At 72.4% G+C, this 21,001-nt stretch carries 17 protein-coding genes and 1 pseudogene; 14 read left to right on the forward strand and 4 right to left on the reverse strand.

Annotated elements, in window-relative coordinates; translation table 11 throughout:
• Window positions 1-4: 4 nt before the first annotated feature.
• On the reverse strand, window positions 5-2,791 hold the full coding sequence (locus AB0K80_RS12600) for a SpoIIE family protein phosphatase (protein WP_365668680.1): 2,787 nt from the start codon (window positions 2,789-2,791) through the stop codon (window positions 5-7).
• Window positions 2,792-3,065: 274 nt separating this feature from the next.
• Here AB0K80_RS12600 and AB0K80_RS12605 point away from each other — a divergent pair, with 274 nt between their 5' ends.
• Window positions 3,066-4,172 (forward strand): FAD-dependent oxidoreductase, encoded by a 1,107-nt coding sequence (locus AB0K80_RS12605; RefSeq protein WP_365668681.1) that lies wholly within the window; start codon window positions 3,066-3,068, stop codon window positions 4,170-4,172.
• A gap of 5 nt (window positions 4,173-4,177) precedes the next feature.
• Here the strand turns inward: AB0K80_RS12605 and AB0K80_RS12610 are convergent, their stop codons facing one another.
• On the reverse strand, window positions 4,178-5,182 hold the full coding sequence (locus AB0K80_RS12610; protein WP_365668683.1) for a cytochrome c oxidase assembly protein: 1,005 nt from the start codon (window positions 5,180-5,182) through the stop codon (window positions 4,178-4,180).
• A 450-nt stretch (window positions 5,183-5,632) separates the two neighbouring features.
• Here AB0K80_RS12610 and fusA point away from each other — a divergent pair, with 450 nt between their 5' ends.
• The 9 genes and pseudogenes from fusA to AB0K80_RS12655 all read left to right on the forward strand — a co-directional run bounded on the left by fusA (window position 5,633) and on the right by AB0K80_RS12655 (window position 13,780).
• On the forward strand, window positions 5,633-7,729 hold the full coding sequence (gene fusA / locus AB0K80_RS12615; protein WP_365668685.1) for an elongation factor G: 2,097 nt from the start codon (window positions 5,633-5,635) through the stop codon (window positions 7,727-7,729).
• A gap of 349 nt (window positions 7,730-8,078) precedes the next feature.
• Window positions 8,079-8,909 (forward strand): hypothetical protein, encoded by an 831-nt coding sequence (locus AB0K80_RS12620; protein WP_365668687.1) that lies wholly within the window; start codon window positions 8,079-8,081, stop codon window positions 8,907-8,909.
• Between the two features lie 13 nt (window positions 8,910-8,922).
• Window positions 8,923-9,222, forward strand: coding sequence for an RNase A-like domain-containing protein (locus AB0K80_RS12625; protein WP_365668689.1), 300 nt, complete (start codon window positions 8,923-8,925; stop codon window positions 9,220-9,222).
• A 21-nt stretch (window positions 9,223-9,243) separates the two neighbouring features.
• Window positions 9,244-9,927, forward strand: coding sequence for a contact-dependent growth inhibition system immunity protein (locus AB0K80_RS12630; protein ID WP_365668691.1), 684 nt, complete (start codon window positions 9,244-9,246; stop codon window positions 9,925-9,927).
• Window positions 9,928-10,327: 400 nt separating this feature from the next.
• Entirely contained in the window at window positions 10,328-10,888 is a 561-nt protein-coding gene (locus AB0K80_RS12635) for a hypothetical protein (RefSeq protein WP_365668693.1), read from the forward strand.
• A 63-nt stretch (window positions 10,889-10,951) separates the two neighbouring features.
• On the forward strand, window positions 10,952-11,617 hold the full coding sequence (locus tag AB0K80_RS12640) for an aminoglycoside phosphotransferase family protein (protein ID WP_365668695.1): 666 nt from the start codon (window positions 10,952-10,954) through the stop codon (window positions 11,615-11,617).
• A 3-nt stretch (window positions 11,618-11,620) separates the two neighbouring features.
• Window positions 11,621-12,750: pseudogene (locus tag AB0K80_RS12645) on the forward strand (IS630 family transposase).
• A gap of 59 nt (window positions 12,751-12,809) precedes the next feature.
• The gene (locus AB0K80_RS12650; protein ID WP_365668697.1) at window positions 12,810-13,109 is read left to right on the forward strand and encodes an RNase A-like domain-containing protein; all 300 of its coding nucleotides are present in this window, start codon (window positions 12,810-12,812) and stop codon (window positions 13,107-13,109) included.
• A gap of 14 nt (window positions 13,110-13,123) precedes the next feature.
• Window positions 13,124-13,780, forward strand: coding sequence for a contact-dependent growth inhibition system immunity protein (locus tag AB0K80_RS12655; RefSeq protein WP_365668699.1), 657 nt, complete (start codon window positions 13,124-13,126; stop codon window positions 13,778-13,780).
• A 187-nt stretch (window positions 13,781-13,967) separates the two neighbouring features.
• Here AB0K80_RS12655 and AB0K80_RS12660 read toward each other — a convergent pair whose 3' ends face one another.
• Window positions 13,968-14,360: an SCO5389 family protein gene (locus AB0K80_RS12660; RefSeq protein ID WP_365668701.1), complete on the reverse strand. Its 393-nt coding sequence runs from the start codon at window positions 14,358-14,360 to the stop codon at window positions 13,968-13,970.
• A gap of 57 nt (window positions 14,361-14,417) precedes the next feature.
• Window positions 14,418-15,377 (reverse strand): ATP-binding protein, encoded by a 960-nt coding sequence (locus AB0K80_RS12665; RefSeq protein ID WP_365668703.1) that lies wholly within the window; start codon window positions 15,375-15,377, stop codon window positions 14,418-14,420.
• Window positions 15,378-15,922: 545 nt separating this feature from the next.
• On the opposite strand from AB0K80_RS12665, the gene AB0K80_RS12670 reads away from it, so the two are divergent.
• From AB0K80_RS12670 to AB0K80_RS12685, 4 genes are read left to right on the forward strand one after another with little or no spacing between them, the layout of a single operon-like run.
• Window positions 15,923-16,459 carry a GNAT family N-acetyltransferase gene (locus tag AB0K80_RS12670; protein WP_365668705.1) on the forward strand — a complete coding sequence of 179 codons (537 nt, stop codon included), beginning with the start codon at window positions 15,923-15,925 and terminating at the stop codon, window positions 16,457-16,459.
• Window positions 16,460-16,464: 5 nt separating this feature from the next.
• Window positions 16,465-17,961, forward strand: a complete 1,497-nt coding sequence (locus tag AB0K80_RS12675; RefSeq protein ID WP_365669140.1) for an ABC transporter substrate-binding protein — start codon at window positions 16,465-16,467, stop codon at window positions 17,959-17,961.
• Window positions 17,962-17,964: 3 nt separating this feature from the next.
• Complete coding sequence (locus AB0K80_RS12680; RefSeq protein WP_365668707.1) at window positions 17,965-19,725, forward strand: ABC transporter permease subunit; 1,761 nt, start codon at window positions 17,965-17,967, stop codon at window positions 19,723-19,725.
• Entirely contained in the window at window positions 19,725-20,954 is a 1,230-nt protein-coding gene (locus AB0K80_RS12685) for an MFS transporter (protein WP_365669142.1), read from the forward strand. The genes AB0K80_RS12680 and AB0K80_RS12685 overlap by 1 nt, the downstream gene beginning before the upstream one ends.
• Window positions 20,955-21,001: the final 47 nt, after the last annotated feature.

The raw sequence follows: 21,001 nt of genomic DNA on the forward strand, positions 1-21,001 counted from the left end.
GGTCTCACCAGGCCAGCTGCTCGATCAGCCCGGCCGCGTCCGCTTCCGGCATGTGCCCCAGGGTCTGCTCGGCCCAGATCACCTTGCCGTCGGCCACGTACCGGGTGCCCCACCGCTGCGCGAACTGCGAGACGAGGAACAGGCCGCGGCCTCCCTCGTCGGTGGTGGCCGCGCGCCGCAGCCGGGGGGAGGTGTTGCTGCCGTCGGAGACCTCGCACACCAGGGTGCGGCCCAGCAGCATCCGGACCCGTACCGGCGCGGCGCCGTACCGGATCGCGTTGGTGAGCAGCTCGCTGAGGATGAGTTCCGTGCTGAAGGACGACGCGTGCAGTCCCCACTCGGCCAGCCGGCGGCCCACCTCCGTACGGACCCGGGAGACGGCCGTCACGTCGAACGGCACGTCCCAGACCGCGACCCGGGACGGGTCCAGGCGCCGGGTGCGGGCGACCAGCAGCGCCACGTCGTCGCTCGGGTGCCCGGGCAGCATCGTGTCCATGACCGCGCGGCAGGTCTCCTCCGGCGACTGGTCCGGCCGGGCGACGGCGGACCGGAGCCGCTCCAGGCCCTCGTCGATGTCCCGTCTGCGGTCCTCGACCAGACCGTCGGTGAACAGCAGGAGCCGGCTGCCCTCGGGCAGGTCCAGCTCGCCCACCTCGAAGGGGTGCCCGCCGACCCCCAGCGGCGGCGACAGCGGCAGGTCGGGGAAGGTGACCCGGCCCTCTGGATCCACCACGGCCGGTGCCACGTGCCCGGCGCGGGAGAGCGCGCAGTGCCCGCTGACAGGGTCGTACACGGCGTACAGGCAGGTGGCACCGGTGACCGGCGCGCCGTCGCTGTCCGCGTGCGCCGTACGGGTGTCCAGCGCACTCACCATCTCGTCGAGGTGGCCGAGCAGTTCGTCCGGGGGCAGGTCCAGCGAGGAGAAGTTCAGCACGGCGGTCCGCAGCCTGCCCATGGTGACCGCGGCGTGCAGCCCGTGCCCGACGATGTCACCGACCACCAGCGCCACCCGGAAGCCGGGCAGCGGGATCACGTCGAACCAGTCGCCGCCCACCCCGGCCTGGGCCGGCAGGTAGCGCCAGGCGATCTCCAGCGCGTCCTGCTCCGGCAGCTCCCGGGGCAGCAGGCTGCGCTGCAGGGTCACGGCCATGGCGTGCTCGCGCGCGTACCGGCGCGCGTTGTCGATGGCGACGGCCGCCCGGGCCACCAGCTCCTCGGCGACCGCGACGTCCTCCTCCTCGAACGGCGGAGCGCCCCGGCCCCGCCAGAAGTTGACCATGCCGAGCACCACACCCCGGGCCCGCAGCGGCACGGTGATCAGCGAGTGGATGCCGTACTCCAGCGCCTCGCGGGCTCCCTCCGGGTCCTGGGCCCGCCAGTCCTGCGCGGTGTGCAGGTCCGGCACCAGGACGGCCTTGCCGCGGTGCAGCGCCGCCACCATCGGCGTGTCGGCCACCACGAACCGGATCAGGTCTCCGACGGGTTGCAGCGGATGCCCGGCCCGGGCCTCGCTCAGCGCGGTACGCCGCATCCGGGACACCGCGCCCGTGGGCTCCTCGCCGCGCAGCACCGAGTCGAGCAGCTCCACCGTGACGTAGTCCGCCATGCGCGGCACCGCCACGTCCGCCAGTTCCTCCGCGGTGCGCCGCATGTCGAGGGTGGTGCCGATCCGCACCCCCGCCTCGAACAGCAGGGTCAGCCGTCCCCGCGCCACCTCGGCCTGTCCCGACAGGGCCGTCAGCTCCGTGGTGTCCCGGAAGGTCGCCACCAGGCCCTGCGCGCCGCCGTAGGGCTCGGTGAGCCGGGTGTTGACCGCCAGCAGCCGCTCACCGGCCGGCAGGACCTCGTCGGACACCGGCTCGCCCGACACCAGCAGACGCGTCAGGCGGGGGCTGAGCCCCAGCTCGGCGACCGGGCGCTGGTCGGCGTCCTCGGGCAGGTCGAGCAGGCGGAGCGCCTCGTCGTTGGCGAGCAGCAGGCGCCCGTCGCCGCTGACGATCAGCACCCCCTCGCGCACCGCGTGCAGCACGGCGTCGTGGTGCTCGAACATCCGGGTCATCTCGACCGGCCCCAGGCCGTGGGTCTGCCGCCGCAGGCGACGGCTGACCAGTGCCGTCCCGCCTGTCGCGAGCGCGAGCGCCGCCGCCGCCGAGCCCAGCATCACCGGCAGCTGCCGGTTCACCACGTGCCCCAGCGTCTCGAACTGGACCCCTGCGCTGATCACGCCCACCACGCGCCGGCTGGCGTCGGTCACGGGGACGACCGCACGCACGGCGTCGACCGGCTTCCCATGGAACGTCTCGGTGAACGCCTCACCCGCCAGCGCCCGCTCCACGCCCTCGGCTCTGGTGCCGATCAGCTCCGGCTGGGAATCAGTGAGCCGTACGCCCCGCCGGTCCGTCACGGTGACGAAGTCGACGCCGGACCCCTGCCTGACCCGCTCCGCGGCCGGCTGGAGCAGGGCCGTCGGATCGGCCGAGCGCAGCGCGTACGCCGTGCCCGGCGCGTGCGCGAACGCCGCCGCCGCGGCCCGCGACCGGTTCCTGGCGTCCTCCTCCCCGTCGTAGCGCCCCTGCACCACCAGGGCGGCCACCGCCGCCGCGACCAGCACCAGCACGATGACCAGCTGGAGCAGGAAGACCTGCGCGGCCAGCGTACGGACGCTCAGGGAGGGCGACAGGCGACGGCCGGGCCCCCGTCCCCCCTCCGGACGGCGGGACGGGTGAGGGAGCCGCCGTCCGCCGGACGGCGGTGCCGCTGTCGTCCGCGACCGGAGGGAACGTCCGATCATGTCCCATTTCTAGCACTGTGTCGCCTTTGGGGGCGACCGGATGCGGGTGGGCGAACCCGCCGGGCCCGCCGCGTACGGCATCCCGCGCCGCGATACGGCGCCGCATTCCGCGCCGCATTCCGCGCCGCATTCCGTGCCGCATCCCGTGCCGTCACTTCACAGAACACCCACGAAGCCTCGTCAGTCCTTTAATGCACCGGCAGTCGAGCGGCCGGAGCCGGCGCACCCGTCGCGGCGCTCGCATCCCTCCCCCTCCAGGCACAGGAGACTCGGTGTGCGTGACGGCGACGTAGTGGTGATCGGTGGCGGCTATGCGGGCGTCCGCCTGGCGAAACGGCTGGACGCGACCGCGCGCGTCACCCTGGTGGACCGCAAGGAGGTCTTCTTCCACCGCGTCGCCTCGCTGCGCGCCGGTGTGCACCCCGAGTGGTCGATGACCCCCTTCATCCCCTACGACCGGCTGCTGGAGCACGGCCGGATGGTCGTGGGCAAGGTGGTCCGCATCGACACCGCCGAACGGCAGGTGGTCCTGGCGACGGGCGAGCGCCTCCCGTACGACGTGGTGGTGATCGCCACCGGCGCCGACTATCCCGAGCCGGCCCGCTTCACCGGCACCACGGTCGAGGAGGCGGCCAAGTCGTACGCCGAGCACCAGCAGAAGATCGCCGGCGCCGCACACGTCCTCGTCGTCGGCGGCGGGCCCTCCGGCGTCGAACTCGCGGCCGAGATCCGCCTGGCCCGCCCCGACGCCCGCGTCACCCTCGCGCACTCCGGCCCCGCACTGCTGCACTCCACCGGCAGCGCCCGGGCCGGGGACAAGGCCCGCGCCTGGCTGGAATCCCACGACGTGGAGGTACGGCTCGACTCCTTCATCTCGCCCGGCCACGACTACGGCACCTACCGCGACGCCCAGGGCACCGTCCTCACCGCCGACCTGTCCTTCTGGGCGACGGGCACCACCCCCAACACGCTCTGGCTGCGCTTGGCCGGGCACGGCGACTGGCTGAACGGCAGCGGGCACGTGAAGGTCGACCGCACGCTGCGGGTCGAGGGCCGGTCCGACGTCTTCGCGGTGGGCGACGTGAACGACGTCAGCGAACTCAAGATCACCCCGGCGGCGCTGGCCCAGGCGGACCTCGCCGCCCACAACATCCGCGCCCACCTGCGCGCCTCCGCCAGACACCGCAGACAGCCCCGGTTCTACCGGCCGATCCGGCGCACCCCGCTCATCGTGCCGTTCGGCCCGGCCGACGGCGTCACCCTGCTGCCCGTGCCGGGCGGCGAGACCGCGGTCCTCGGCAGCCGCACCACCACCCTCACCAAGGCGAAGACCCTCATGACCCCCTATATGAGGCGCCAGCTCGGCTACACCGCGGCCTGAGGGCATCAGCCCACCGTCCCCTGCCGGCGGATCCGGTCGGCGATCTCGCTCTGCTCCGTCTCCCACCAGGGGCGGACCAGCTCGGGTCCGGCGGGGCCGGTGTCGGACCGCCGGGCCGCACCGGCCGCGGGAACGAGCTCGCTGTCCAGACGGCGGTCCAGGTCCGCCGCCCGGCCCCGCTCGTGCCGCGCCCACTGCACCAGCAGCGCCAGCAGGAAGGGCACCGCGACCAGTTCGGCGACACCGAGCATCGCCCCGCCGCCGAGCTGCTGGTCGTACGACGGGTCGGGCGCCCAGCCCGGCGTGTGACGCAGGTACCAGGCGCCCGCGATGAGGGTGCCGTGGGTCATCACCACCACGCCCGGCACCGCGTCCACGACCCCGTCGAGGAACACCAGCGCGGCCCGCACCGGGTGGGTGCACCAGGCGGGCAGCGCCTGCTCGTGCGTGAGCACCGGCATCACGAACAGACAGCCGGCCAGCAGCAGATGCAGGTACATCAGCTCGTGCAGCCAGCCGATCCGCAGGGCGGTGGCGAAGTACGGCGTGAGGTAGAGCGTCAGCTCGGTGGCCAGCACCAGGACCGTGCTGACCAGGGGGAAGGTGAGCACCCGCACCACCCGGCCGGTCACCGCCCGCCGGACCCGGGCCGAGGCGCCCTCCGGCAGCGCGCGCACGGCCAGGCTCAGCGGATCCCCGAGAGCCAGGCCCAGCGGGACGACCAGGTCGAGCAGGACGTTCTGCACGGCGGCCGGCCAGAACAGCACATGGTCGTACACCGCCAGCGCGGACATCGTCGCCACGACCAGCCCGCCCAGCCCGCCCATCGCGAACCCCACGACCCGGCCCACCGGCCAGCGCTCCCCGCGCCGCCACAGCCGCAGCACACCCCAGCCGTACAGCGCCCCCAGGACGGCGACCAGCAGCAGCGCGGGCACGTCCGGCTGCCAGGAGGACAGCAGCCGGCCCGTGGTCAGCTCCGGCGGGGCTGCGGTCGCGTCAGCGGTCATGCGGATGGGCCTCCTCGGGGAGTGGGGAGTGGGCCGGGGGGACGGTAGCGGGGGGAGGTAAGGCCGGTGCGTGTGGCCGTCTTACCCGGGTGGGGCCTCGGGGCGGACGGGCGGGCGGAAAACCCGGTGCTCGCAGCGGGCTGGTCTCCCTACACTCACCACACAACACATCACACGCGCCGCCCGCGCCGAGGCGGTGCGTCGTCGTGACGAGAGAGGGGAGCCCGGCCGTGCGTGACCGCACCGCTGTCGTCGTTCCCCCCTCCCGGTACGAGGTGATCCTGGTGTCCTCGCCCGCCCGGTGCCCGCTGCGCGGCCGGCACCGGATGCCGTGACGAGCGTCCCGAGTTCCAGCAAGTAGCTGCTGTCTCTCAGGCCCCCTTGGCGGGCCGCTGTCTCGTCCGGCCGATCGCGCTGCCCGCAACAGCACCCACCGAAAGGCCAAGGGCCGTGCGCACCACACGCGAACGCCACCCCGCCCACCCGCTCGCCACCGTCCGCAACCTGGGCATCCTCGCCCATGTCGACGCCGGCAAGACGACCGTCACCGAGCGGATCCTGTACGCCACCGGCACCACCCACAGACGCGGCGAGGTCCACGACGGCACGACCGTCACCGACTTCGACCCGCAGGAACGGGACCGGGGCATCACCATCTTCGCCGCGGCGGTGAGCTGCGCCTGGGACGGACACCGGATCAACCTCATCGACACACCCGGCCACGTCGACTTCGCTGACGAGGTGGAACGTTCGCTGCGCGTGCTGGACGGAGCCGTAGCGGTGTTCGACGCCGTCGCGGGTGTCGAGCCGCAGAGCGAGTCGGTGTGGCGGCAGGCGGACCGGCACGGCGTGCCGAGGATCGCGTTCGTCAACAAGATGGACCGCGCGGGTGCCGATCTCGACGCGGCCGTCGCGTCGATCCGCGCGCGACTGCACCCGGCGCCGCTGGTCACGCAGCTGCCGATCGGCGCGGAGGATGGCTTCACCGGTGTCGTCGATCTGCCGCGCATGAGGGCGCTGCTCTGGGCGGACGGCGACGCCGTCACCGAGGGCCCTGTGCCGGACGGCCTCCTCGCGGAGGCGGCCCGGCGTCGCCGACTGCTGGAGGAGGCGGTGGCCGAACTCCACCCGGAGGCACTGGAGGAGTACTGCACCACGGGGACGCTCTCCGCCCGGACGCTCACCACCGCCCTGCGGGACCTCACCCACGACGGCGACGGCGTGGTCGTGCTGTGCGGGTCGGCCTACCGCAACCGCGGCATCGAGCCGCTGCTGGACGCCGTCGTGGCCTACCTGCCCTCGCCGCTCGACGTACCGCCTGTACGCGGCACCCGCGATGGCGATGGTGATGGTGATGGCGACGGTGGCGGCGACGGCGACGGCATGGAACAGGAACGGCCCGCCGACCCGGCGGCCCCGCTCGCGGCGCTGGCGTTCAAGGTGCACGCCACCCCGACGGGACGGCTCACCTACCTGCGGGTGTACTCGGGCACGATCGAGAAGGGAGACACGGTGTGGGACGCGGGCGCGCGGCGCACCGAGCGGATCGGCCGCATCCTGCGCGTGCAGGCGGACCGGCACGTGCCGCTGGAGCGCGCCGTTGCCGGGGACATCGTGGCGGTGGTGGGCCTCAAGTCGGCCCGCACGGGTTCGACCCTGTGCGCTCCGGACGCGCCGATCGTCCTGGAACCCCCGGGCGTGGCCGAGCCGGTGGTCTCCGTCGCGGTCGAGGCGCGCCGGGCCACCGACACCGGCCGGCTGGCCGCCGCGCTGGCAAGGCTGGTGGAGGAGGATCCCTCGCTGGGCGTACGGGCCGACCCGGAGACCGGCCAGACCGTGCTGGCGGGCATGGGCGAGCTGCATCTGGAGGTCGCGGTGGAGCGGATCCGCCGGGAGCAGGGCCTCGAGATCAAGGCCGGCCGTCCGCAGGTCAGTTACCGGGAGACCGTCGGACGCGGGATCTCCGGTCACGTGTTCCGACACGTCAAGCAGGACGGCGGCGCCGGGCAGTTCGCCCACGTCGTCCTCGACGTCGAGCCGCTGGACGGCGGCACGGGGTTCGAGTTCCGCTCGACTGTCGTGGGCGGGCGGGTCCCGCAGGAGTACCTCCGCGCGGTCGAGGCCGGCTGCCGGGACGCCCTCACCGAGGGCCCGCTCGGCGGCCACCCGGTGACGGGCCTGCGCGTCACCCTCACCGACGGGGCGACTCACGTGAAGGACTCCTCGGAGGCCGCCTTCCGCACGGCGGGCCGGCTCGGCCTGCGCGAGGCGCTGCGCGCCTGCGCGATGGTCTTGCTGGAACCGGTGGTCGAGGTCACGGTCACTGTGCCCGAGGACGCGGTCGGCGGCGTCCTCGGTGACCTGGCCGCCCGCCGCGGCCGGGTGAGGGGTTCCATCACCCGGGCCGGCGCGGTGGTCGTCACGGCGACCGTGCCGCTGGCGGAGGTGTTCGGTTACGCGACGGCGTTGCGGGGGCGGACGCGGGGGCGGGGCGTCTTCACGGTGCGGCCGGTGGGGTATGCGGCGGCGCCGGTGACGGTGGCTTAGCGGCACACGGAGGCCCGTCACCACAGCGGTGACGGGCCTCCGAGGCCAGGAGCGGCCCCCTAGGGCCCCCTCCTGCACCGGGGCGGCACACGGGCCGCACCTCCTGGGACAAGACAAGTGTCAACGGTCCCGTGCTGCTTGCCGAGGTCGGCGCTCCCCTGTAGTCGATGACGCGCTCGCACCGTTCGTTGCCGCACAGCGAGACCACCCTCAGGTGGTGAAAACACGCCCGGACGGCTCTACAACGTTCCTCGTGCCTCAAAGGCCGCACCTGCCGCGTCGACTGAGCGCACGTCGGCACATTCCCGAGACCGGTCACGACGCGACCGGTCAGGGCATCGTCCTGAGCATGGACACGGCGAAGCTGAACGCGATCGTCACCGAGTACAACCGACGGGTCGACGTGCTCGTTCCGCAACTCGACGCGCTTATAGGACCGTTGGACGAAGCACACCGGAGTGCTCCGATGTTCGAAGCCCAGGAGGCGCGGGCGGAGGGAGTCGGTATGAGGGCGCTCAACGAATTTAAGACCGAGCATCGCTGGACCAACCCGGAGGACACCAAGAACGGCGTCTACCGCATTGATCTGGCGAGCAGCGCTGTGACCGATCCGTACGAAAAGAGAATGCGAATCATGACCCAGGTCCCATGGGAAAACACTGTCCAGCGTCTACTGGAGGACGTGTACACCTTCGCGGCGACCGGCCCGCGGACCCGTGCCGGCTGGCAAAGGGATGCGCTGGCGGTGATGAACCGGGAGGTCGACGATCCTCGCGGATGGATCATCCTGGACTGGGACAAGGGCAACGAGCAGCGGACCGAGAGCCGACCCTGCTATCCCTTCGTCCCGCTGTCCGAGGAGGGGCTGGGGAGCCGTCTGTATCCCGTGACGGCCGAGACAACCGCTCGCCTGCTGGTCGAGATGACGTACGAATGGGGACCGGTCGGAACTGAGGAACAGACCAGGGCGGCGCTCGTTGACGCTCGAGCTGTGCTCCACCGGTACGGAGACCGAATCTCCTGTTACAGCAACGTCACTGAAGCACGGAAAACACCGTCACCGGACCTCGCGAACGGGATCACCGGCTGGAATCCTTTCACCGAGTTCATCGGTGACTTCGGGTTCGTCGTCGTGTCATCCGAAGAGGTCGGAGTTTTCTGGGCGTTTGATGCCAGGTGACGGGTCCACTGTCATGCGTACCCGAAGCGCTACATATCCCGACCGCGAAACGGCTCAGTGGGCTACCCAGCAGGTCGTCACCGCGAACGAGCAGGTCATCCACCGATGGCTGGCGCAGTCCACGAGGTCGCGACTGACCATCGAGTCGGCCTGGCCCTCCCGGAACGATCCCGTCGGGCAGGTACTCCTCCAGGCGATGACGCTGGCGGGGCGGGGGCCCGTCGACGTGCGGGCGGCGCGAGTGATCGTCAGACGCGACGCATCCCGTCCCCACGGATTCGTCGTGCACTCCACGTTCCCCATCTACCTGTGACCCCGTAGAGGCTGAATACCCGTGTCCCTGAGCCCCCTCGATCATGACCGCCGCTACGGCGAGCTGGACCAGGTGATCCGCGTCTACACCGGACAGCAGGCCGACGACACACCGGAGCGAGCGAGCCTGGCGCTGACCGCTTACCTGCGGCACACCTGGCACACCCGCCCGTGGGCGCTGGCTGTCGCCGAACGGCAGTTGCGCGAGTACGCCGAGCACCCGCCCGGACGACTGCGCTTGCGTCTGGGGGAGTTCTACGCCGTCCCTGACGTAGGACTGCCCGAGAGCGACATCCAGCAGTGGCTCCACTGTCTCGCCGACCACATCAAGCACAGCGTCACCGAGGGCGCGGTCCCGCCCCCGGCCACGCCCGTGACCCACTGGGAGTGGCACGCACGCTTCCCGGAACTCGGACAGTTCCTCGGCGGCTGGTTCTCCCAGGACATGCCGGACGAATTCGACGACCTCGAGGCAGCCGTCACCGACTACCTGGCGCACACCGACCCGCAGCTGGTGGCCCGGCTCCTCGGTGAGCTCCACGAGCTCCTCGCCCTCGACCTGGACGAGTCCGACTACGCCGTGGCCACCGCCGAACTAGGAATGGAGGTCGACCCTCCGGCCCCGTACAGCCCCAGCGGTTGGCTCGCCTCCGTCGCCGCCCGGCTCGTTGTGCCGCGAGCCGAGGGCCCGGCAAGCGGCCGGTGACGATGGCGCCGTACCGTCCGTTCGGCGGGAACAGGCTCGGCCCAAGGCAGCAGGGCTCAAAGTCACGACCCGGCGCGAGCACGCGACCCTGAAGCCTACAGCAAGGCGCAAGTGCTGTTTCCGAGGACAGGCCTCCCATGACCGGTGGTGAGGTCCAGTCCGTGAGGTCCCCGACGAAGTCCGCGTACGAGCGGTTGCTGTCGCGTGGGGAGGGGATCAGCCGGTGCTTCAGCGCCTCGACCGCTGTCCGGGTACAAAGAGGGCGGGGTGAACGCCAAGGCGTACGACGTGACCGGCATCGACACGCGCATCAGGTACGACAGCAGCCGCAACCCGCCGTTCACGGTCATGACGTCGATGCCCTACAAGCCCTAGCCCTGGTGAGAAAGGCCCGCACCACATGTCCACCGACCAGACGTCCTGGGACTCCGCGGTACACCACCTGTACCGGGACGCTTTTGCGTACATCGCCACCGGCCCGCGCCGCCACGAGGACTGGACGCTCGACGTTCTCGCGCTGATGGCCCGGGCCGTGCCGGACCCTCGGGGCTGGGCCCGCGTCGACGATGCGGAGAAGGACCCGGAGCGCGTGGGGAACCCCACCTGGCCCTTCGCCGTCCACCGCCCGGAGTACGTCGCGCCGCGCCTCGAGGAGATCGACCGGGACAGTGCCGAGAACCTGCTCCTGGCCCTCACCGAGACCGGCTGCACCCTGTCCAACCTCCGGTACTTCGACGAGTCTCCGGACGAGCTGAGGGAGATGGCACGCACGATCCTCGCGCGGTACGGGGACGAGGCCACCTATCACACCAACGTCAGCAAGACTGGCAGCGCGCCCGGCACACTCGACTTCACGCTGGAGAGCCTGGGGTACGCCCCGCTGAGCGTCCTCATGGAGGACTGCGGCCTGGTCGTCGTCTCGGACACCGAGGTCGGCCTGTTCTGGAGCTTCTCCAACTAGTGCCGCGTCAGACAACGTTCGCCCTGTTGGCGGCTGGTACGCCGTCAGGACAGACTGCCCTGCATGGAGTTGATCGGGCGGGGGCGGGACGCTGACGTGTATGCCCTGGACGAGTCCAGGGTGCTGCGGCGTTATCGGCAGGGCGGGCCAACGGAGCTGGAAGCGCGGTTGATGACGCATCTGGCGGCCTGTGGGTATCCCGTGCCGAAGGTGTACGAGGTCACCGATACCGACATGGTCCTGGAGCGGTTGACCGGGCCGACGATGCTGGAGGTGCTGGCCCGGCGCCCGTGGCGGGTCGGATCCCTCGGCCGAACGTTGGGCGGCCTGCACGACCGGTTGCATGCGTTGCCGGCGCCGACGTGGCTGCCCCAGCGGTTCGCGAGGTCAGGTGACGACCGAGTGCTGCATCTGGACCTGCATCCGGGCAACGTGCTTCTGACCCAGCGGGGCCCCGTGGTGATCGACTGGCGCAACGCGGGGGGTGGTGATCCCGCTGCGGATGTTGCGATGACCATGGTGACCATCGGCTGCGCGGAGGTGCCCGGACTGGCCGCCCGCCTGGGGCGGAGTCTGCTGGTGAACAGCGTGTGCAAGGGCTGTCGGACCGATCCTGCGGGACGTATCCGGGAAGTGACCGAAGCTAAGCTGGCCGACCCGTACCTTACGCCTGCGGAGGCGGTGTGGCTGCGGCGTCGTGCCGGCGGCCGGACCGGGCAGCCGGGCTGATCGGTGGCCTGGCGGGTGCGGGTTCGTGAGATCGATGTCGATGAGGGGCGGCGGCTGCTGCGGATCCTCCGCAGGGGCACCGGCTCGGTGGTGACCTGGCGGCGGGCGCAGATGGTCCTGTTGTCCGCACAGGGCATGCTCGTGGCGAAGATTGCCGAGGTGACGTTCACCAGCGACGACCGGGTCCGCGATGTGATCCACGACTTCAACGCCGACGGCTTCGAGGCGCCCTCAAGTACAAGGGCGGACGCCCGAGGTCCTTCACGCTGCCCGAGCGGCGCGAGATCAAGAAGATCGCCAAGTCCAGGCCGGCCGAGCACGGCCTGCCGTTCTCGACCTGGAGCCTGGCCAAGCTGGCCGACTTCCTGGTCGCCGAGGGGGTGGTCGACGACATCAGCCACGAGGGCCTGCGCATCCTGCTCCGCGAGGAGGGCGTGTCCTTTCAACGCATAAAGACCTGGAAGACCTCTCGCGACCCCGACTATGCCGCCAAGAAGGCCCGCGTGGAGCACCTGTATGCGATCGCCGACGGCGAGGTCATACCCGAGGACGGCGAGCCCGACGTCATCTTCTGTCTGGACGAGTTCGGGCCGCTCAACCTCCAGCCCCACCCCGGGAGACAGTGGGCCGAGCGCAGCGGGAAGCACAAGGATCCCGACCGGGAACCCAGGCCCCGCATGCGGGCGACCTACACCCGCCCGCATGGGGTGAGGCACCTGTTCGCCGCCTACGACCTGGGCAAGGACAAGCTCTACGGGCACATCAAGCCGAGGAAGAGCCGGACGAGGTTTGCAGAGTTCTGCCGCTACCTGCGCAGCCTCTACCCGCCCAAGATCCGCATCGCGATCGTGCTCGACAACTACTCCCCGCACCTGACCACGAAGAAGGACACCCGGGTCGGCGACTGGACCGCGGCCAACAACGTCGAGTTCGCATACACGCCGACCAACAGCTCCTGGCTGAACCGCATCGAGGCCCAGTTCACCGCCCTGCGCTACTTCACGCTCGATGGCACTGACCACGCCAGCCACAAGGAGCAGGGCAGCATGATCCGCCGCTACATCATCTGGCGGAACAAGCACGCCGCCGACGAACGGCTCCGCGAGATCGTGAACAGGGCGAACGTTGCCTGATGCGGCACTAGTGACCGTCGTACACAGCCCCAGACCAGATCCTTCGAGAGGATGCCCCCGTGCTGACCCGTTCCGCCTCCTACCCCGACCGGATGACCGCCCCCTGGGCGACCCAGCAGGTGGTGACCGCCAACGAGCAGGCCATCCACCGCTGGCTCGCCCAGGGAACCCGGGCCCGCCTCACCATCGAGGCCGCCTGGCCGTCCCGCGAGGAGCCCGTGGGCCGGGTTCAGCTGGAGGGCGACTTGCTGGCCGGGCGAGGACCCGTCGACGTCCGCGCGGCACGTGTGGTGCTGCGCCGGGAGCCATCGAGCCCGCACGGCTTCGTCGTCCACACGACTGTCCCGTTCTACCTGTAGGGCTGCTGCCGCTCATGTCCATGAAGCCTCTCGAACACGACCGCCGCTACGGCGAGCTGGACCAGGTGATGCGCGCCTACCTGGGGCAGCCGGCCGACGACACCCCGGAGCGGCGCAGTCGCGCGCTGGACGCGTATCTCCGTCACACCTGGCACACCCGCCCGTGGGCCATCGCGGAGGCGGAGCGCCAGCTGCGCGAGTACAGCCGCAACCCACCGGGTCGCGTCCGGCACCAACTGGGCGAGTTCTACGCGATCCCGGACACTGGGATGCCTCAGTCCGAGATCGGCGACTGGCTGATGGTGCTGGCTGACCACCTGTGGAAGAGCATCGAGGAAGGCGACGTTCCGGAACCGGCGTCCCCGCAGACGCACTGGGAGTGGCACGCGCGCTTCCCGGAAACCGCGCAACTGCTCGGCGGCTGGTTCTCGCAGGACATCGTCGACGAGTTCCCCGACCACGACGCCGCCGTTGCCGACTACGCCGCCACCACCGACCCCCACCTGGTCGCACGCCTCGTGGGCGAACTCCACGAGTTGCTCGCCCTCCCTCTGGACGAGGGGGGCTACGCCTTGGCAGCCGCCGAACTCGGCATGGAGGTCGGTGCGCCCGAGCCGTTCTCCTACGGCGCTTGGTTCCAGTCGCTGGCGGCGACCCTGTCCCGCACCTGATCCGGCCTGAGGCGGCTCTCCACTTCGTGCGCGAGGCCCCAGGAAGAGGCTCCGTCGTCATGACGTGCTCGGGGCTCTGCACTCCTCATGACGTCACCCGCCTGCCGGATGCGGGTAACCCGATACCTGTCATCGCGCCGCCGACATCAGGTGCCCCGAGGATCACGAGAACCGCTTCTTCCCCGCCTCAGCAGTCCCTGAACTCCGGCGACTGATTCAGTACCTGCGCCCGCACCGAAGTGAACCGCGCATACGTCTCCCCGTCCCCGGCCTCCGGCCGGAACGCCGCCACCCGGTGGCAGTTCTGGAACGCCAGCTTCACGCCGAAGTGGCGCTCCAGGCTGCCCCGGATCGCGTCGCTGGCCAGGGCGCGCAGCAGCTGGCCGCGTTCCTTCTCGGAGGGGGGAGGGGTCTGGTTGTCGGTGAACTCGGCCGTGCCGGTCCTGAGGTCGGCGGCGAGGGAGGCGATCAGGTCGTAGGCGTAGGGGAGGGACGTGCGGACGGTGTCCACGAAGTCCTGCTCGCGGATGTCGCCGCGTTCGGCTTCGGCGAGGAGCTCGGGGGAGACGTCGAGAGACATGTCGGGGTGTCCTGTCTGGTCGAGAGAGGGAGAGGGGGAAGTGACAGAGGGGGGTCGTCAGGTCAGTGCGGACGGGCCCGGTACGAAGTTCGGGTCGATCTGCTCGGCCAGGTTCTGGCCGGTCCGCGCGTCCGCCCAGGAGCGGGCGTTGCGCAGGTGGAACTCGACGGCGTGGCGGTGCAGGCGTTCCCAGTCGCGGGGGTGGGCGTCGACCGCCTCGCGCAGCACGTCGAGGGCGTGCCGGTTGTGCGGCTCCAGGGTGTCCAGGCCGCCGTCGGGGCGGCCCTGCTCGGCCGAGCGGACCCAGGGGGAGTGCACCAGGTGGGCCAGTAGGTCGTCGCCCACCTGTTCCTTGAGGAAGAGCAGGTCGTCCTCGCAGGTCACCTTGTTGCCGACGACCGCGATGCGGATGCCGAACTGCTCGGCGTGCTCCCGGTACTGGCGGTAGACCGAGACGCCCTTGCGGGTGGGCTCCGCCACCAGGAACGTCATGTCGAAGCGGGTGAACAGGCCGGAGGCGAAGGCGTCCGCCCCGGCCGTCATGTCGACGACCACGTACTCGCCGGGGCCGTCGACCAGGTGGCCCAGATACAGCTCCACCGCGCCGAGCTTGGAGTGGTAGCAGGCCACCCCCAGGTCGCTCTCGTCGAACTCGCCCGTCACCATCAGCGGCACGCCACCCGCCCGGCCGACGTGCCGCGCGTGCAGCTCGTCGTCGCCGAGCAGGCGCAGCAGGCGAGAGCCGCGGCCCGGCGGGGTCGTCTTGATCATGGCTTCGGCGGAGGGGACGCGGGGGTTGCTGCCGCGCAGGTAGTCCTTGATCTCGGTCAGGTGCGGACCGAGGGGAGGGGCGGCGAAGGGCTCCGGCGCCTCGGGGGCGAGCGCCTCGGCCAGGTGCTGGTTGATGTCGCCGTCGATGGCGAGCACCGGGGCCCCGGAGTGCGCCAGATGGCGTGAGAAGAGGGCCGACAGGGTCGTCTTGCCGCTGCCGCCCTTGCCGACGAACGCGATCCTCACGCCCGCTGCTCCTCGATTTTATTTTTGAAAATGGATGTCATGTTGCTAGGTTGAGGTCTGTGTTGATCACTGTCAAATCGCGCGTCTCCCTCTCAACTCGCCGACGGGTCGCGCCCGGCCGGTCGCCTCGGGCTTGTCCAGCGGCCCGTCCCGGGCTCGCTGGGGGCGCGGGGCTGGTCTCGCGGCCCGACTCGGGGGCCGTCGTTCGGCCCGACCCGTGGTCCGGTGTCGAACCTGACCTGGGGTGTCCTGTGCCGCCCGATCCGGTCCGCCTTGCCGGCCGCCCCGAGGCCCAGCGTCGCCCGGGGATCCGCCTCGCAACCGCCGCGAACTCACTCGGCGCCCGCCATGCCACCCGCCTCGGTGCCCACCCCAGGTCGGCCGCAGAACCTGCATCTGCGCCCACCTCGGGGTCCACCCCTCGATCCGCCCCGGCGTCCACCTCGGGCCCCACCCCGCGACCCGCCCCAGGCTCAACCCCGGCCCTGCCTCAGAACCCCACCCCCACCATCACCCACCCCCGCCTTAATGCATATGATGTGCAAGTGCACATCTACAGCATCAAGACGGCAGGTCACGCACACCTGGACGCCGCACGCGCGGTGATGCTCGACACCGTCTACCGCGACTTCGGCACCGGCTACGTGCCCCGCTGGCACGGCGACATCATCGACCCGGTGTCCGCCTACCTGCTCCCGGCCCGCCACACCCTCCTGGTCGCGCTCGACCCGGACGACGGGGACGTCGTCGCCACCGGTGCGCTGGACTCCCGGGGGCCCGCCCATCCGCCGAACCCGCGTCATCTCGCCGAGCGCTACCCCTCCGGCGAGACCGCCCAGCTGCGCCGCGTGTACGTCCGGCCCGGCCACCGGCGCCGGGGTCTCGCCCGGCGTCTCGTCGAGGAGCTGCTCGCCTTCGCCGAGGCCGACGGCGGCTACCGGTCCGTCTATCTGCACACCGACCCGGCCGTGCCGGGCGCCGAGGCGTTCTGGCGGTCGATCGGCAAGGTCGTGCACGACGAACGGGAGGACCCGGGCGGCGGCAACGGCGTGGTGCACTTCGAGATACCGATGGGGCGGTGAGCACCATGCACCGGACCTCCCGCCGCTTGTTGAGCGCTCTCGCCCTCGCCCCGCTGCTCACCGGCTGCTTCGCCTCGCAGGGCGGCGACTCCTCCAAGGGGGACGCCGCCGGTGGCTCCCGGCTGCGGGTCGCCCTCGCCTTCCCGCCCGCCGAGCGCCTCTCCCCGTACGGAGCCGACGCGACCCTCCTCAGCCGGCTCGGGGTCACCGAGGGGCTGACCGCGCTGGACGCCAACGGTGCCGCCTCGCCCGCGCTCGCCGCGTCCTGGCGCCGCGAGAACGACCGCACCTGGCGGTTCACCCTGCGCGAGGCCACCTTCCAGGACGGTACCGACGTCACCCCGTCCGCCGTCGCCGCCGCCCTGACCCGCGCCACCAAGGCCAAGCCCGTTCCCGCGGCGCTGTCCGGCGTGCGCCTGACGGCCACGGCCGACGGCGGCCACGCCGTACGGATCACCACCGGCGCGCCCGACCCGATCCTGCCGCTGCGGCTGTCCAGCCCGAGCCTGGCCGTCTTCTCCCCGAAGGCGTACAAGGGCGAGGGCCGCGTCGACCCGGTCGGCACCGCGACCGGGCCGTTCGAGCTGACCGAGGTCGACGGGTCCTCCTCCGCCGCCCTGGACCGTTTCGACGACTACTGGGGCGGCCGCGCCCAGGCCCCCGGTATCGACGCGCGCTTCATCGCCGACGGCACCGCCCGCGCCAACGCCCTGCGCACCGGCCAGGTCGACATCGCCGAGGCGGTCCCCGTCTCCCAGGCGGCCACGCTGGACCGTGACACCCGCCGCGAGACCGCCACCACCCGCACCACCAGCCTGCTGCTCAACTCCGCCTCCGGTCCCTTCAAGGACCCGAAGCTGCGCGCCGCCGCCCGCCAGGCCGTCGACACCTCCGCGCTCGCCCGGGGCGTGTACGAGGGGCACGCCGACCCCGGTGCCGGCATCTACGGCCCGGCCGTCACCTGGGCCGAGGGCAAGCGCGTCAAGCCCGCCGACCGGGCGGCGGCGGGAAGCGCCAAGGGCACGTCCCTCACCCTCGCCACGTACGACAACCGGCCCGAACTGCCCGAGGTCGCCCAGGTGATCAAGCAGCAGCTGGAGCAGGCCGGGTTCCGGGTGAAGCTGGAGGTGCGGGAGTACTCGCGGCTGGAGAGCGACGCCCTGAACGGGAAGTTCGACGCCTTCGTGCTGGCCCGCAACACCCTCCTCGACACCGGCGATCCCGTCGCCGTCCTGGCCAGTGACCACACCTGCGACGGCGGCTTCAACATCGCCCAGCTGTGCGACAAGGCCGTCGACCGGGCCGTGGCCAAGGCCGAGGGGACCGCCGACAGTTCCGAACGGCAGGACGCGGCCATGGCGGCGGAGGCGGCGGTCCTGCGCACCGACGCCGTGCTGCCGCTGGTGCACCAGCGCATCATCACCGGCGTCGGCACCGACGTGCGGGGCGTGCTCCTCGACCCGTACGAGCGCACCCTCGTCGGCACGGGAACGCGGCGCTGACCCATGAGGCACCTGCTGTGGCGGGCCGGTCTCGCCCTCGCCCTGGTGTGCGGCATCGGGCTGCTGCCCTGGCTGTCGCACACCGACCCGGCCCTGACCGTCCTCAAGGCCCGGTCGGCCGACCGCGACCCCACCCCCGAGGTGCTGGCCGGCATCCGCGCCCAACTCGGCCTGGACCAGGGGCCGCTCAGCCTGCTGGCGGGGTGGCTGGGCGGGCTGTGGCGCGCCGACGCCGGGCGGTCCTGGATCTCCGGCGCCGAGGTCATGCCCGGCGTCCTACGGGCGCTCGGGGTCTCGCTGCTGCTGATGGCGGTGGCGCTCGCCGTCGCGTGCTGCACCGCCGCGCTGGTGTGCGCCCGTACCCTGCGCAGCGGCGGACGGGCCCGCGGGGGCGGCAGCGGGTCCGCCGTGCTCGCCGCGCTGCCCGAGTTCCTCACCGCGTCCGTGCTCGCCACCGTCGTCGGCGTGCAGCTGGGCTGGCTGCCCGCGCTCGGCTGGTACGGGCCGCGGTGGACCGTGCTGCCCGCGCTCGCTCTCGGCCTGCCCGCCGGGGCCGTGCTCGGGCGGCTCCTCGACGACCTGCTGCCCGGCGCCTTCGCGGAACCCTGGGCGCGGGCCGCCGTCGCGCGGGGCATACCGGGGCGGCGCATCGCCCGTCAGGCGGTACGCCGCTGTCTGCCCGCCCTGCTGCCCAACCTCGGCCTGTTCGCCGTCGGCCTGACCGGCGGCGCGGTCGCCGTCGAACAGGTCTTCGACATCCCCGGCCTCGGCCGCACCACCCTCCAGGCCGCCCTCGCCCAGGACCTGCCCGTCCTGCAGACCGGCACCCTCGCCCTGCTGCTGACCGGCGCGGTGGCGACCGGCGGCGGCCGGCTCGCGGCCCGCTTCCTCGGCGGGCCCGCCCTGCGCGACGGCGCCCTGCCCACCCTGCACCGGCCGGCCCCGCCGGCCCGCCGGATCCTGCCCTTCGCGCACGGCGGTCTGCTGCTCGGCGTGCTCGCCCTCGGGCTGCCCCGCGACCCGCTCGCCCTGAACACCGGCGAACGGCTTGAGGCGCCCTCCCTCACGCATCCGTTCGGCACCGACGCGCTCGGCCGGGACGTGCTCGCGCGCGTCGCCCACGGCGCCCTCGACACGCTGCTGCTCGCCCTCGCCCTCAGCGCCGCCACCCTGTTCCTCGGCGTACTGCTGGGGCTGGTGCCGCGGCTGTCCGGGCCGCTCGCCGAAATGGCCGCCGCCGTACCGCCCGTGCTCGCCGCGCTCCTCGTCGCCGCCGTCGCGGGCAGCGGCGGCGCCACGCCCGCCCTCGCGGTGACCGCCGTCGCCTGGGCCCCGCTCGCCACGCACACCTCCGCACTGCTGCGGCAGGAGCGCGCCACCGCGCACCTCGCCGCCGCCCGGGCCCTCGGCGCGGACCGTCCGTACCTACTGCGCCGCGCACTGCTGCCCGCCGTCCTGCCGCCCGTCACCCGCCACGCCCTGCTGCGGCTGCCGGGCGTGGCCCTGGCCCTCGCCTCGCTCGGCTTCCTCGGCCTCGGCGCCCAGCCGCCGTCCCCCGAGTGGGGCCTGCTGCTCGCCGAGAACCAGCCCTACGCCGAACGCGCCCCCTGGGCCGTCCTCGCCCCGGCCGCCGCCCTCGCCCTGCTCGGCGCCCTCGCGGTCACCGCGGCAGGCGGCGTACGACGGCCCCGCCGGACCCCACGCACGCCCGACCAGGCACCCGAACCACAAGTACAGCCAAGGGAGTTGGTGGCAGCCCGATGATGACCACCCTGTCGATCGTCCGCCGGCGCGAGACGCCCGGACGGACCCGCCTGTCGCCCCTGCTGCGGCTGCTGATCGCCACCCAACTCGCCTTCAACATCGGCTTCTTCGCAGTGCTGCCCTTCCTGTCCGCACACCTCGGACAGGCCATCGGCATGGCGGGCTGGCTGGTGGGGTTCGTGCTGGGGCTGCGGACGTTCAGCCAGCAGGGGCTGTTCGTCGTGGGCGGGGCACTGGCCGACCGGTACGGCATCCGGCCCGTGGTGCTGGCGGGCTGTGTGCTGCGGGTCGCCGGGTTCGTCTGGCTCGGCTACGCGCAGCGGACCTGGACGGTCATCGGTGCCGTGCTGCTGATCGGGTTCGCTGCCGCGCTGTTCTCACCGGCGGTGGAGTCGGAGGTCGCCCGGCAGGCGGTGCTGTGGGAGGAGGCGGGCGGCGGGTCCCGTACCCGGGTGCTGGCGCTGTTCACCGTGGCCGGTCAGGCCGGGGCGTTCCTCGGGCCGCTGCTCGGCGCGCTGCTGCTGGCGGTCGACTTCCGCACCGTGTGCCTCGCGGGCGCCGGGATCTTCGTACTGGTCCTGGCCGGGCACGCCCGGCTGCTGCCGCAGCGCATCCCCGGCCGGGCGCACACCCGGGTCGAGGGCGGGGCGCGGCTGCTGCTGCGCAACCGCCGTTTCCTGGCGCTGTGCTGCGCGTACGGCGCCTATCTGCTCGCCTACAACCAGCTCTACCTGGCCCTGCCCGAGGAGGTGGAGCGCGCCACCGGTTCACAGGCGGCGCTGGCCTGGCTGTTCGCGCTGTCCTCGCTGCTGGTGGTGTCCGCGCAGCTGCCGGTCACCCGCTGGGTGGGGGAGCGGCTGGCCCTGCGCCGGTCCATGGCGGCCGGACTGCTGCTCATCGCGGCCGGGTTCGCGGTCGTGGGCGCCGCGCGGCCCGCCGGGTGGACGGGAACCACCGGGCTTGTGCCCGCGGCCGGTTACGTGGTCCTGCTCACCCTCGGCCAGATGCTCGTCGCCCCCGCGGCCCGGGCCTGGGTGCCCGACCTCGCCGAGGAGGGCCGGCTCGGCCTGTACACCGGGGCGCTGTCCTCGGTCTCCGGCCTGATCGTCCTGGCGGGCAGCTCCGCGACGGGCACCCTGCTGGACGCCGGGCTGCCCCCGGCCGTGCCGTGGCTGGTGCTGGCCGCCGTACCGGCGCTGGCGGTGGTGGTGCTGCCGCGCCGGGCGTGAGGCCCGTCAGGCGACGAGCCCGGCGACCGGCCTGCCCTGGAGGGCAC

Source organism: Streptomyces sp. NPDC052682 (genome assembly GCF_040678435.1).
GTDB lineage: Bacteria > Actinomycetota > Actinomycetes > Streptomycetales > Streptomycetaceae > Streptomyces.